Origin of the sequence: Rubripirellula reticaptiva (genome assembly GCF_007860175.1) — a bacterium.
Classification (GTDB): domain Bacteria; phylum Planctomycetota; class Planctomycetia; order Pirellulales; family Pirellulaceae; genus Rubripirellula; species Rubripirellula reticaptiva.
In genome coordinates this window covers 1,194,763-1,208,512 of record NZ_SJPX01000001.1, presented here as the reverse complement: position 1 = coordinate 1,208,512, position 13,750 = coordinate 1,194,763, and the positions used below count along the sequence as shown (strand labels likewise).

The window sequence follows — 13,750 nt, the reverse complement described above, 5'->3', positions numbered from 1 at the left end:
AACCAAAAGAACTGAAATGAAACCGCTAAAGCGTACCGACGGGGCCGGCATCGGAATGATGATCGTTGTCTTGTTGTTCATATTAGTTCGACTTCCAACCGCGTTGCTCTCGCCCGGCGGACAGGACGAAGAATGGTACGGCATTCCTGGGCTGACGATTGCTAACGAAGGCATCCCACGCGTCCCCTATGCACGAGCAACCGATCCGGACAGTGTTTTTATCGGCGCCGATGAAATGTTGTTCGCCCAGCCGCCGCTTTCGTTTTATGCGCAAGCACCGTTCTTTGAAATCTTTGCCGGCAACTACGGAACGGCACGGCTATCTTCGTTGGTCGCGGCTATTGTTTCCATCGTATTGACGTTCGGAATCGCCGAAGCATTCTTTCAAGATCGCCGACTGGCAATCTTAGCAGCTGCCATCTATTCATGTTCGCGGCTGTGTTTCTTCCCAGCCATGGTTGCGCGGCCCGACATGCTGTGCGGAATGCTTGGTTTGCTGGCGGTGTATTGCGGTGCAATTAGCCGCCAGCAATACCAAACAAGGTGGATCATCGCGGCAGGAATCAGCGTCGGACTTGCCGCGTTGTCGCATCCGTTTGCGATTGTGTTCGGAATTCAAATGACCATTTGGATCGCATGGAACGCCGAGAATCTAATTGGAATTGTTCGCCGTGTGGCAGTGTTCGCAATCAGCGTTACGGCAACGTTTGCGACTTGGACACCGTTAATTTTGATGCGGCCTGACCTGTTTCGATCGCAATTCGTCGGCAACATCTTGCGGCCGGCCGGGCCGGGATTGCTGAGCCGATTTGTGATGCCTTGGGATTCATTTTCGCACCAGACACCACAGCTGATCGACCGCGCGCATCCGATCCAGTTCTCGATGCTATTGTTTGGACTCATTGCGATCAGTTTCTTAGCGTGGAACAAACGTGATCGCGCCGCGACAACGATCACGGTGCTCGGGATTTCCAGCGTGTACCTACTGACGGCTTGTTTGGGCGACCATCCGGTCCAAGGGTTTTGGTGCTACAGCGCGTCGCTGGGGTGGATCGCTTTCGCATACGTGGCACGACAGTTCGATATCGCCGTCATCCGCGGCCGAGCCAACAAGACTTCGCTGCGAACGTTTGCCGCTGCGATCTTGTTGGCTGCGATGCTACCCGGCAGCGGTGGCCGTGCCGTAATGACTTACGCGACCAAATTTGGTGATGACGTGTACGCAAGCCCGCGATTCGTCCGAAATATTTTGGACGATCTGCCGGCTGATGCGACGCTGACAGTTGGCCCTGAATTTTCATTGCCCGCCTATGCGGCGGGCCGCGACGTGATCTTAGCATGTCGCCATCCGATGTACTTTGACAGCGCCGAGATCCCAACGGACTACTACATCTTTGGACGCCGCGATTTCGCGGAAGACATGGTCGCTGCGTACGCATGCGAACTGGTGCGCAACTACGGAAATCATGATGATGTGTTTGCGAACTATGCCGAAGTTTATCGGCGTTCACCCGAGGCTACCGCGGCACCTGCAACAGCATCGGCGTCAGCCTCGCCATAGTGAAGCCGAAGCGCCAACCGGCCGCATCGTTCTTGGAACTGAGCCGGCGTGTCGCCTTGACCGGCGTGACAGATGTCATCGATCCACTGCGGCCAATCGTGCAAGATCCGATTTGCCAATTTGCGGCGTCCCTCGTCGTCCAGACGCCCCATCGATACGACGCGGTCGATTCGTCCCGGGCGTGATCCGATCGCACCGGGTTGCCCGATCGCAGGATCAATTTTGTCTAAATGATTGGTCGTGATCATCACCATCAGTCCATCGGCTCGCTGGACACCGTCCAAACAATTCAGCAAACAATCGAACGTCAATCCAGGTCCACTTTGAACCGCAATGTTCTTGCGACCATCGAAAACCGCATCAAGGTCTTCCATCAATGCCATGCACGGCACCTCAGCCAACATTTGGTTCCATGCTTTTAGCAGTTCGTCGTTCTTAAGCGTCGCCAAATCGTAGACAAAAATCGGCAAGTCCAAGTCTTCCGCCATCGCGCGAGCTAGCGCAGTCTTGCCGGTACCAGGTTCGCCGTGCAACAGATAACCGCGTCGCCATGGCAGTCCGCGTTCCTGGTGCCACTGTTCGGTTTGTCGCCAACGACCGGCTTCGCAAACCAAGTCTCGCGTTACATCGTCCAGCGCCAATCGGTCCACCGCTGAAATATCTTCGCCCGGATCGCTGCCGAAGTCCGAGAACGACCAACCGAGCGGCCGATGGCTCAGACAGGCGCGAATGTCGCTGCTGCTGGTCGGGCTGCCGCCGCCGCTCTTGCCCTTCATCTGGATCGTCGCCGTGTTGCCAGCGGTGCCGTGCACGAAACGGATCGAGTGACGTCGACCGCCGGTCGATTCGTAGTCGCGGACTTGATCGTTGAAGAAATTCGTTGCGTCGGTGATCAGTGTGTCGGGGTCAATCGTGCCCCGCGGGAAGGTGATGGAAATCGTTTGATAGTCATAATCGGCGGCCTGCAAACCTTCTTCCATATCGCCCAACCCATCTTTGCTTTTGGCAACCCAAATTGGTCGCCAACCTTGCCAATACAGACGCCCCGTCGGCGGTGCGATTTCCATCGACACCAACTGCACACGCGACTTCGGCCTGACGAACAACTTCCATCCCACATAGGCTCGCGGCCCAAACCGCGACGCGGTGAAGTGGTGCTTCATGTACAGCAGGATTGCGTCGGCCTGGAAACCACTGGTCGTGATTTTGACAACGACTCGTCCGGCGATCTGGCTATACAGGCTTTTCACATGCCCCCAGCCGGTCGCCAAAATCGTGACTGCCGCGGCACCGCCCGCCAACATCCACCCGTTAAACGCTTCTTCCACGACGCATTACTTTCTAAAGCAAAAAAACAAACTTCCCGCAACCATGACACGCGTAAACGCTGCTCGGTTACCGCCTAAGTTAGAATGGTGACTCCGAATCCCAAAAACGCCAAACTTTCTAAACTCATGCCATCGATCTTCACAAAAATTATCGCACGCGAGATCCCCGCTGATATCCTTCACGAAGATGACCTATGCCTGGCTTTTCGCGATATCAGCCCCAAAGCACCGACACACTTTCTGGTGATCCCCAAAAAGGAAATCGTCTCCCTCGCCGACCTAAACGACGAAGACCAAGCAATCATTGGCCGCTGTGTCGTCGTCGCGTCCCAAGTCGCCGCCGCCGAAGGTCTGACGGGCGGCTACCGGCTTGTCTGTAACTGTGGCGACGACGGCGGCCAAGAAGTCCCCCACCTTCATTTTCATGTCATGGGCGGCCGCAAGTTGACTTGGCCGCCGGGTTAGTCACGCAATCGGCTTGCGTAGGAACAGCGACTGAGCGGTACGCAAAACGGGAACGCGTGGCATATCGCGTGACTGACCAACTACAAAACGGCTTGACCAAGAAGTCGCGGTCGTAGCGATTATGCTCACGCTGATGAGGGTCTCCGGGACAACTGGCGCGCCCCCGCATAAATTCATAAGGATGGACGTGTGCACGTTTCGATAGCCATCATAGAAACGGGAGGGCAGTTCCGTCTTGCAGCGTTAAAAGTATGAGTGGGGCACCCATGCGCACCAAGACTCCCCAAGAGTCCTGGTCGGATGGAATCGAGTTTCTCCCCCCATCAAGGCTTTCGCGTGTCTGCCACCTTCGCTCGCGTCTCGCTATCGACACTTTCGGTCGGGACCGTTCTATCTTCGCCTATCTTTGATCCTGATTCGGCAGGAACAAAGCTGCTGGGCAAGAACATCGAAATCAACGAGCAGTTTCTCAACATGCTCGTCAAACGCGGAATCAACAATGTCGTTGTCAATCGACGTGACCTCGCGAGGCTAAAAGCGGGTGCGCCGCAAGGCATTGCCCGCAAAGCCGACGACCATTCGTACTCGCAAATTTGCAAGACAAACCGAGCCACTTCTGACATCGATGAAGAAGTCGTCGGTGAAGGATTCAAGGCATCAATCGAGATGCCGACCGAGACAGTTGCCGAACGACTTGGAGCACCGCGCCAGGATCGCTATGACCGACATCACATGCTCGAAACGGTCAAGAAATCCGAACAACAAATCGCTTACCTTGACGAATTGTTCGTGAATCTGATCAAAGGATCCTCGGCCAATGACGAATCACTTGAGGGCGTTTGCCGAGACAGCGTCAAGTCGATTCTTGACGACCGCGACATGTTCCTTTGTCTGGGCTTGAATCCATTCGACACCGAGTATCCAGCGCGACATAGCCTGCATGTGTGCAGCGTCGCGATTTCCATTGGCCTAATGCTTGGGCTAGATGATGCCAGTCTTGTCGATCTTGGCACGGGATGCTTGATCCATGACGTCGGAATGAAAATGATGCCGCGAAAGGTCTATACCGAGAAGCGAAAGTTGACGCCGGACGAACTTACCTCTCTCGCCGAGCACCCGGTACTGACACTCGATGCGTTACAATGCCCCGGAGTCCGGATCTCGCGAGTCGCACGAATCGTGGCCTACCAACTTCACGAGCGATGCGACGGCAGTGGTTACCCGCGCGGTCGTGTGGTGGACGAGATTCACCCGCTGGCTCGGATCGCTGCGGTCGCAGATGCCTATGTCGGATTGGTATCGAACCGTGGTCACCGCAAAGGCCTGATGCCGTACTTCGCGATCGAGAAACTTCTGCACGACGTTGCCGGTGGAAAATTCGATTCGAAGTCCGTTCGCGGTTTACTGCACGCGGTGTCTTTATTCCCCATCGGTTCGTTCGTCGAAATGAGTGACGGCCAAGTTGGGCGTGTCGTTCGATCCAACGGCGAAAACTTTACTCGGCCGATCGTCGAAATCTGGAACGCGCGCCACCGAGAATACGAAATCGACATGATCAATCTGGCGAGCGAAAATAGCGTCCAAATCGTTCGCGCCACGCGAGCCCCACAGGCGGCCTGAAAGGACCGATTGACTACACGAAACACACGTTCACACCTATACGCTTGTACCCAACCGGGCTCTGCGGTAAACTCCTGGCCGATTAAATCATCCTTCGGACCTTAAAACGGAGTTAGGCATGTTGGTACTGTCACGGAAAATAGGGGAATCGATCGAGATTCCCGCTTTGGGCGTCGTGGTTCGAATCTTGGATTTGAAGACGTCACGAACCGAAATTGGGATCGAGGCGCCTCGCGAACTCGCCATCGTCCGAGGTGAAATCGCCGATCGTCGATCAGACGCGGACATGTCCCGATCCGCAGGTTCGAGCCATCGGATGACCGAAGAAATTCAGGTCGGTGAAATCGAAGCCCAGATTGCTGCGTTGGCGAAACTCGCGTCACCGACGAACCGAGCCATCGCCGGACAATTGGCTGCGGATTTGCAGAACCGCATCGCCCAGCTTAAGTCGTCACAACCTTTGCGAGCTATTCCGGTTGACGATCGTGTCGCGATTCGCCCCGAGGTGCTTGACGAACTGCGCCGCAAGCAAGCAGTGCGAAACAAAGATGCCATCTGCGTCCGACAAGCGTCGGTCGGGTACGCGATCGACTGCGCAACCGCGGTATCAGCCTAAGCCAGAACTTGTCCTGGCGAGTTTGATTTTCACACGCCCGTAAGCCAATGATCCGTAAGCCAGTGAGCATGCTGGCTTACGGTTGCCATTTTTCGTCAAAGAAGCCGGCGGCTTTTACTTCGCCTGCTGCCTGGGACGTCGCGCCGCCGGTCACATCCACCAGTGCCCAGTCAGGCAACTTTGGTGTTTGGCGGGCGTTATTGAGATAGTCGTATTCACGAAATGTGAACCCGCTGTTGATGACAACATAACGATTGGGGTTTAGCGGGTTTGGAAAGATCAAGATCGGCACATGGCCGGTCCGCGGCACTTTGTGCTCGCCAATCGTGACATCGCTGTCACTCCACTCCACCGGCAACTCGTCCGCAATTCTCGCGATCACTTCGTTCGATTCAACATCACCAAACAGAATCAAGTTGCTCGATGCAATCTGTTGATCGGTCAAATCACGATCGACGGTTTGACGGACGTCCCCGCGAAAATGTTTCCGCCACTGGTCCATCGCGTGCACCGATTCGGACTCGACCCATTGCTGAACGACCTTATCACTGGACTTGTCGCCCGGCATCACGAACACAAACGAATCCATCAACGCATCGTCGATCGGACCTTGCAGTCCTGGACGCTTCCGAAGTTCGGTTGTTGCTTCTTCCGAAGCCGTCGCCCATTCCTTTTCACTTCGCACCAGTGAAACATTCCACGATCGATCCGAACGAATCGCAGGACCGATGATCGTAGTCCCGTCGATCTCGATCTTGACTGGCCCCGACGTGGCGCCCGGCCATTGACCCGGCCCAAACTGTAAATTCAGATGAGTGACGTTGTCGGTTTTGATCCGAATTCGCGATGCAGAATCAACATCGGCGACCACTTCGGCCGGCTTCCAGTGTTGTGCTAGGCCTTGCACATCAACCCAGTACATTTGGTGATACCGAAGTGTCACGGTCGTAAATTCAATCCGCCGCGGCGCGACAGTGTCCGCGATACGTGCGAGCGTCGCCATGGTTGATTCGATTTTCGTTTTTGAATCAGGATGAATTTTGTGCGCCGTATTGGGTCCAATCACGTGGACCAGATCGATTCCGACACCACGAAGCGCCGTCTCCATCACGTCGGCTGCTTGCTTTTGCTTGTCGATCTCGCCACTGTACGCGATGGTTGGACATTGCTTGAGGTTACCAGCCCACGGCGGGCAATCGTACCACTGCCACAGCGATTGTTGGTAATCCGGCGCGGTCGCGCGAGCATCTTCATTCTGAAAGAAGCTCAAGAACTCTGGCGTTTCCGAGAAACCGGCACCTGGGTTGGCCGCAAACCAGCGATCTGCGTGATGAGTCGCCATCTGCCAGCATGCTGCACCGCCCATGGAAAATCCACGCACGCTGATGCGGGCGGGATCGACGGCTAGTCGCGACTTGACGTATTCGAGCGACTCGAGCACATCGACTTCGCCAGCGAATTTGAATGCGTTGCAATAACGACCGTAAGGATGCAATACAAGCGTATCCACCGGAGCATATTCACCGGCATTGGTTTGCTGTTTGGTCAGGAAGCCAACTTCGCTGAGAGTTTCACCGCGACCATGAAACCAAATATCCAGTCGCCGCGGACGTGGGTCACACTTGCGCATTCCCGCCGGCAGGACGACGCTATATGGTTGAAAAGAACCATCAATTTTCGATTGATAACCACCGACAATCAGCTTCTGGTTCACTCCGTCGCCGATGCCGACCACCTCGCCCCAATCGCCGCCGTCTTTGATCACGGTAATTCGCCGCTCTGCCTCATCCAACAACTTCCCGGCCGATTCGATTTCGCGTGGCTTGTAGAATTGGCCAAATTCGATGGCCAGTTCAACCGCGCGAGGAAAGACCAACACTTCGCTGGCGAGCGACTGAACTTTGACGTCTTTGCCCTCAAGATCGATGGCGATGAACCGAGTGCGAATCGACTCACACCTTTTCATCAACCCATCGCTGACCGCGGCATCTAACTCGATACCCGGCGGCGGAATCGGACGAACTTGATCCGCCCGGTTGTCAGCAGGCCCGTCCGCTATCGCGGATAAACCGGCAGCACCGATTCCCGCAAAAGCAACCAAGACAAACGACAGGGAACAAATACATCGGGAAAGTCGATTCTGCATTGACGAAACACCGAGAAGAGGCGGGATCAGATAGACTGGAAACAGATAGTAGCGATCAGCGTTGCCGGCGACACTCCACCGAGAAGAACCACCATGTCATCAATCTTACTGGCCGAGGACAGTTCGACTCACGCTGCGTTGATTCGGTCCATTCTGGAGTCTGGCGGGCATCAGGTCGAGTGCGTTGAGAATGGGCGACTGGCGTTTGAGACACTTAGCCAGCGGCAACCGGATCTGGTCGTCACAGACCTGCGAATGCCGGAAATGAACGGAATGGAATTGGTCCAGGCCGTAGCCGAGCAATACCCCAAACTGCCCTCGGTCGTCGTAACCGCGCGGGGGAGCGAATCGCTGGCCGTCGATGCGCTTGCGTTGGGAGCGGCCAACTTTGTCCCCAAAAATTCGCTCTCGAAGTTGCTTTGCCGCGTGGTGGGCCAAACCATCCGAATGGCTGCATCGGACCGAGTCTTTGACGGCAGTGGCCAAAAATCGACCTGTCCCGAATACACTTTGCAACTTTCCAACAATTTGACCTCGATCGAGCCGGTCGTGCATTTCGTCGTCCAGTCACTGGCCTCGGCAGGGCACATGAACACAACCCAGCGGGTGCGATTGGGAACCGCGGTCCACAGCGCGCTGCTGAACGCGATCTGTTTTGGCAATCTGGAAATTCGAGATGACGAGACGCTGCTTAGCCGATGGCTTGGCAATGAAGAAACTGGAATTCAGGAAATGGCCGAACGGACGGCCAGCAAAGAGTACGCGGGACAAACCGTTGAACTAAAATTTTCAGTCGGCACGGACGACACTCGTATCCAAGTCTCACAAAGCGGACGCGGCCGAGTGACACGCATGACCCCGGCACCGGGAACACCGGAATCTTTCGAGCTGGAACAGTGTCGTGGCCTGATGTTGTTGACCAGCTTCATGGATGACGTCATCTTCCGATCTGGCAACTGCGAAGTGGTGATGGTGAAACGGCATACGCATTCACCCGCTCTACCAGCCGGCTAGACATTACCAGACCCTACGATCAGGAATTATCCTGGCAATGGATCTCGCCAGGCGTAGGTCCTGGTTTACGCAACGTGGCAAGCTTGGAAATACTCAATGTGCGGAATCACTGGCTCGGTTTGGCGTGACGATCGCTCTGCGATCACGCCTGATCATCTGAAAAAGATGACCGACACGATCGCGCACCGTGGTCCCAACGATTCACAGATCTGGATGAACCCCGATCACCGTGACGCCTACGGCAATCGAATCGGGGTCGGCTTGGGATTCCGCCGTCTCAGCATCATTGACCTCGAAGGTGCTCGGCAACCGCTTTCCAACGAAGACGGTACCGTCCGATTGGTTTTCAATGGCGAGATCTACAACTTCCAAACCTTGCGGCGACGTCTCGAAGGCACCGGACACACGTTCGCGACTCACGGCGACGGCGAGTCGATCGTCCACTTGTATGAAGACCTTGGCACCGACTGCTTTGATCAGCTTAACGGGATGTTCGCGATCGCGATTTGGGATGCCCGACGCAACCGCATGGTCTTAGCACGCGATCGCATCGGACAAAAGCCGCTGTACTATGCCGTCAAAGATGATCGACTGGTTTTCGGTAGCGAACTGAAATGCTTGGCTGCGGTACCCGGTGTCTGTACCGAGATCGACCCTGCCGCCATCGATGAGTTCCTAACCTATCAATACATTCCTCATCCCGGCACGATCTGGAAAGGAGTTCGAAAGTTAGAACCTGGTCACTATGCCATTTACGAAAATGGCGAGCTGTCCGTCCATCGATACTGGAATTTTGACCCATCAGTCGAGCGTCCAATCCGCCCCGCCGAGGCTCAAGAACGACTCCGCGAACTGCTCAGTGATTCGGTAAAGCTACGACTACAAGCAGATGTTCCGCTCGGGTCATTTTTGTCCGGTGGTATTGATTCGTCCTTGATCACTGCCATCGCACAGTCTCAATCGCCAAACCCAGTCAACACATTCAGTATCGGTTTTCCGATCGCCGATTTCGATGAAACGGTCTATGCCGCACAAGTTGCCAAGCACCTGGGCACCAAACACACGCGATTCGAAGTAACGCCCAGTGGCGTTGATGTGATCGACAAGTTGGTGTGGCATTACGACGAACCGTTTGGCGACTCATCGGCGGTTCCCACCTGGTATCTTTCGGAACTGACCAAACGCGAAGTCACTGTGGCGTTGTCAGGCGACGGTGGCGACGAACTGTTCGCCGGTTATGAACGGTATCAAGCGTTATGGTTGAGCCAAAAACTGCAACGGTTATTTCCGATTCAAAGGATTCCCGGCATCGGTTTGATCCGGCGGTTGCCCGACTCAAACAAGCGTCGATCGATCGTGCGGCGTGGCAAACGGTTCCTTGAAGCACTTGGTCAACCAACTGCGCGACGCTACTTGAATTGGCTGCAGATCTTCCCGGAATCGCTTCGCGCGTCGATGTACACGGACGAGTTCGTGGCATCCCTGCCTGAATCCGATCCGTTCGACTTTCTAGATTCGGTGTGGGCACGAAGTGAAGGACGTGATGTCGTCACGCGAGCGAGCACGTCGGACATTCTGTCGTACTTGCCATGCGATCTCTGTACGAAAGTCGACATCGCATCGATGGCACACGGTTTGGAAGTTCGTCAACCGTTACTGGATTACCGGATTGTTGAATTCGCCGCATCGTTGCCCGTCGACATGAAGTTCCGCGGGCGACGCGGAAAGTTGATTCTGCAGGACACGTTCGGATCGATGATCCCGCCATCGATCTTCACACGGAAGAAGATGGGATTTGGCATCCCGATCGGTGCCTGGTTCCGAAACGAATTGAAACCAATGGTTCACGACACACTACTAGCCGACGATGCCAAGATCGCACCGATTTTCCGCAAAGAAGCCGTCGCCGAACTGGTCCGCTCGCACGAAACGAACGAGCAAAACCACGGCTACCGATTGTGGAATTTGCTGACCCTCGAAAAGTGGCTGCGGCAGTGGACTTAGGCCGGGCCGACACTTCACGTGACCAGAATGCTCTAGTCGCGGTCGCCAAATTGGAAACCTGAGTTGTTGCTCACCTTCCCTCTCCGTTTCTCGGCATACACTGCGTAAAGAACGTTGAAACGCAGAGTCTTGAAGACGAAAGTAGGGAGGCGCAATTCGTTGACACACCCTACGTCCAGCAAGTCGCCCACAAAAAAGCCCGAAACCAGAAACTGCTGCACGCAGATCAAACCAATCCCCGTCCCACGTTCAGCAACCTGGGCACGCTTCGTGGTGCTTCTCACGGTTCTTCTGGTTCGTCAGGACATTCGCCAACGCATTCTTGGCTTGAAACGATGCAGCCTTCGTGATCCCCGTTAGCGCATTGGGAACTCGGGCCACCACCACTCTTGCAGTAAGCGATCCTCAACTCACCACCATGGACAGTTATCGTTTCAGCCGTAACATTGCAGGTCGCTGCGCAAAACTTTGTCTTGACACAATAAACATCGGTGGCATCAGCTCTTTCTGCATACTCACCCGTCCCAGTACCTTCATCACACGATGAAAACGATCCCGACTGCACAACAAATTCCTTCGTATTCGCAGGACAATCGTAAGAATCAACTTGAACCCAGCCGTTCAAAACTATTGGTACGCCCGCACCGTCGGTTTGAAAGTTAGGTGTACACGATTCCGCGACACATGTTTCGGATTCATCGACACTGTATTCACTGACGCAATCGTTTGGACCACCAAGGTCAAAACACTCTTCATCTGCGATTGACCAAATCTGCGGCATTAAGAATGGCAGAACAAAAGCAGCCGCAACGACTCAAGACTTCATAACAACACCCTCGTGTTTAGACCCAAACTAACGCAATGGCTTATTAATGCGACCAACAACGCCGTCGACAAAAAATCAATGTCATCTGAGTTCACCGACGCCCAGGTCAGATCGATTACTAGCTTGCCGCTCCGATGTGTATAAACCGTGCGTTTCGGAACCCAGTAACCATCTACCTGTGTCAATTTAACGACGCAATCACTGTGCAATTGCTCGCCAGTTTTTTCACGTTGCCCGTTCGTCAATTTTTTGTATTTTGGCGTGGCGAACCGTGATCTTGTAACCCAATAGTCTTGATCGCTTTCAACCGCTAAAATACATTTCCATAGTCAAAGTATCTGGCATCACTGATAGCAGGTAACAACTCCGTTGGCAAATCGCTTGCTTGAACTTCCGGCACTGTCGAATCGTCAACGGCGAGGTAATAGGCAATTACCTTATCAAAAGGCGAATTCTTCAACAGATCTCCGTAGAACGCGAATCCAAATGATCGAAAATTGAATGGTGTTAGGTAGGGATAGTTACGACGTGTTTCCAGTAACTTTGCAAACCCGACTCGACTTTCAGGCGGAAACAAGAAAGAAACATCCGGCGAAAAAACGCCGCCTCCCGTGACCTGCAATCCGTTCTCCGTTTGAGAGATGATTCCGCCCCCGACGTTAGCGTTTGAAGGATTTTGATCAACCGCATGCTCCGTTCGAACACGCTTGAATGCGTGAATAGATCGATCCGATCGTTCATCGAATCCATACACGCCTTCCTGGGTCCACTCGATATCATCCCCACGGCCCTTAATACTGTCGATCCTGTATTCGAATTCTCCAGCTACAACTGATGCACGAGCAGCCATGGCTTCCACAACCAAGGCTCCGAACCCAGGCTTGGATTTCAGAATCCCATCTTCTGCGCTCGCTACCGTAACTTCCCCAACGCAGGCCAAGAAGATGACAGTCATTATCCAAAAAGATCCGGCTCGACAACTAATGTGGTATTTCATTGCATTGCTTACTGAAGGAGTTGAACGGGAATCGAATGCACATTGCTATCAACATTGACTAAGAGCACACTATCCAATCTGTCATCAGACGAAATCACTTGCCAAAATCAACTTGATAGAATCGCGGTCCAAGTTTCTTGTAGGTTCCAATGAGTGCGACCGCATTTCGTTGCCTAAGCCGAAACCTCACACCTTCAACGGGGTCACTCAATAGTCTCGCAAAAACCACTACATTCCCGTCCTCAATCCTTGGAGACTTTGGGTAAATTGTTACGCTAGGTTTGTTTATTAGTACAATTCGCTCCGACATACTTGATTCAGTTACGTGGCCTTCGGCTAGGTACGATGCCGAAACAGTAATTGCGAGCGGGCTGACAATTGATGACGGATCGACCAGAGTCGCTACGCAAACCTCTCGACTCGACTCATCTCCTCGTGGAGCGACCGACGTACGACTGACTTGAACCTCGACACCGTTGACATCCACATCAACTCGTTTCAAATCCGTCTCACGAAATCCGCGAAGCACAAATTCAAGTGTTGGGGCCTGCGAAGAAGAGCGATCAATCATCCATCGATTTGAAGGAACGGAAAGCTGAAAGTCACCAACGATGTCATAATAGAAAACAATTTGTTTAACGAAACTCTCTTTGCGGTCATCAACCCCGTTTAGTGTTACCGTCTGCTCATGCCTACCTGTTCGCTTACCAGCTTCTGTGTAAACTTTTAGCAAGGTTGACGATCTCGCAAGGACCACGCGACGCCCCGGAACGACCTTCAAGCAGCCGCATGAAACTGTCGCTCCGGTAATTCTTTGCGTAGATTCTTTTTCGTTATTGAGCCTAATCGCGGCAGAAAGCTTATCGCCCGGTCTTGCGACCCCTAGCGAAACGATGCTCCTTCCGTCACACAACGCCAGCCTTTGTTCAGTCTGGTCGCTTTCGTTATTGAGATGCGAACCTGTTTCTTCTCCGTCTCCACGCGTTATTCCTGCTGCGATGGCGACGCTGAGCAGTGCAAGTGAAACCGAAAGGATATTTTGGGTCAACAAGCTCCCAGTCGGCGCGACGTTGCTTAGCGTCGCGACTTTTCTGGGATGGCGACTTTTGACGACTACTGTTTTCACAAGTCAGTCCTTTTTAGTGATCGGGAGAAACATCCAGTCTTGAAATT

At 53.8% G+C, this 13,750-nt stretch carries 10 protein-coding genes; 6 read left to right on the top strand and 4 right to left on the bottom strand.

Annotated elements, in window-relative coordinates; genetic code table 11:
• Window positions 1–16: 16 nt before the first annotated feature.
• Window positions 17–1,561 carry an ArnT family glycosyltransferase gene (locus tag Poly59_RS04285; protein WP_146532782.1) on the top strand — a complete coding sequence of 515 codons (1,545 nt, stop codon included), beginning with the start codon at window positions 17–19 and terminating at the stop codon, window positions 1,559–1,561.
• On the opposite strand, the gene Poly59_RS04280 is transcribed toward Poly59_RS04285, so the two are convergent.
• Complete coding sequence (locus Poly59_RS04280; RefSeq protein WP_146532781.1) at window positions 1,498–2,889, bottom strand: AAA family ATPase; 1,392 nt, start codon at window positions 2,887–2,889, stop codon at window positions 1,498–1,500. The two genes, Poly59_RS04285 and Poly59_RS04280, sit on opposite strands and share 64 nt — an antisense overlap.
• Window positions 2,890–3,015: 126 nt before the next feature.
• Here Poly59_RS04280 and Poly59_RS04275 point away from each other — a divergent pair, with 126 nt between their 5' ends.
• From Poly59_RS04275 to Poly59_RS04265, 3 genes are all read left to right on the top strand, one after another.
• Window positions 3,016–3,354: a histidine triad nucleotide-binding protein gene (locus tag Poly59_RS04275; protein WP_146532780.1), complete on the top strand. Its 339-nt coding sequence runs from the start codon at window positions 3,016–3,018 to the stop codon at window positions 3,352–3,354.
• Window positions 3,355–3,690: 336 nt separating this feature from the next.
• Entirely contained in the window at window positions 3,691–4,974 is a 1,284-nt protein-coding gene (locus Poly59_RS04270; RefSeq protein ID WP_186776009.1) for an HD-GYP domain-containing protein, read from the top strand.
• A 118-nt stretch (window positions 4,975–5,092) separates the two neighbouring features.
• A complete protein-coding gene (locus Poly59_RS04265; protein WP_146532778.1) occupies window positions 5,093–5,590 on the top strand; it encodes a carbon storage regulator in 498 nt (165 codons plus the stop codon).
• A 76-nt stretch (window positions 5,591–5,666) separates the two neighbouring features.
• Here Poly59_RS04265 and Poly59_RS04260 read toward each other — a convergent pair whose 3' ends face one another.
• Window positions 5,667–7,691 (bottom strand): prolyl oligopeptidase family serine peptidase, encoded by a 2,025-nt coding sequence (locus Poly59_RS04260; RefSeq protein ID WP_246151371.1) that lies wholly within the window; start codon window positions 7,689–7,691, stop codon window positions 5,667–5,669.
• 138 nt (window positions 7,692–7,829) lie between these two features.
• On the opposite strand from Poly59_RS04260, the gene Poly59_RS04255 reads away from it, so the two are divergent.
• Both Poly59_RS04255 and asnB read left to right on the top strand, forming a co-directional pair.
• Window positions 7,830–8,750 (top strand): ATP-binding response regulator, encoded by a 921-nt coding sequence (locus Poly59_RS04255; protein ID WP_146532776.1) that lies wholly within the window; start codon window positions 7,830–7,832, stop codon window positions 8,748–8,750.
• 96 nt (window positions 8,751–8,846) lie between these two features.
• Window positions 8,847–10,754, top strand: coding sequence for an asparagine synthase (glutamine-hydrolyzing) (asnB, locus tag Poly59_RS04250; RefSeq protein WP_146532775.1), 1,908 nt, complete (start codon window positions 8,847–8,849; stop codon window positions 10,752–10,754).
• Between the two features lie 1,136 nt (window positions 10,755–11,890).
• Here the strand turns inward: asnB and Poly59_RS04245 are convergent.
• Window positions 11,891–12,577, bottom strand: a complete 687-nt coding sequence (locus Poly59_RS04245; RefSeq protein ID WP_146532774.1) for a hypothetical protein — start codon at window positions 12,575–12,577, stop codon at window positions 11,891–11,893.
• Window positions 12,578–12,671: 94 nt separating this feature from the next.
• Complete coding sequence (locus tag Poly59_RS04240) at window positions 12,672–13,625, bottom strand: DUF1573 domain-containing protein (RefSeq protein WP_186776008.1); 954 nt, start codon at window positions 13,623–13,625, stop codon at window positions 12,672–12,674.
• Window positions 13,626–13,750 lie beyond the last annotated feature (125 nt).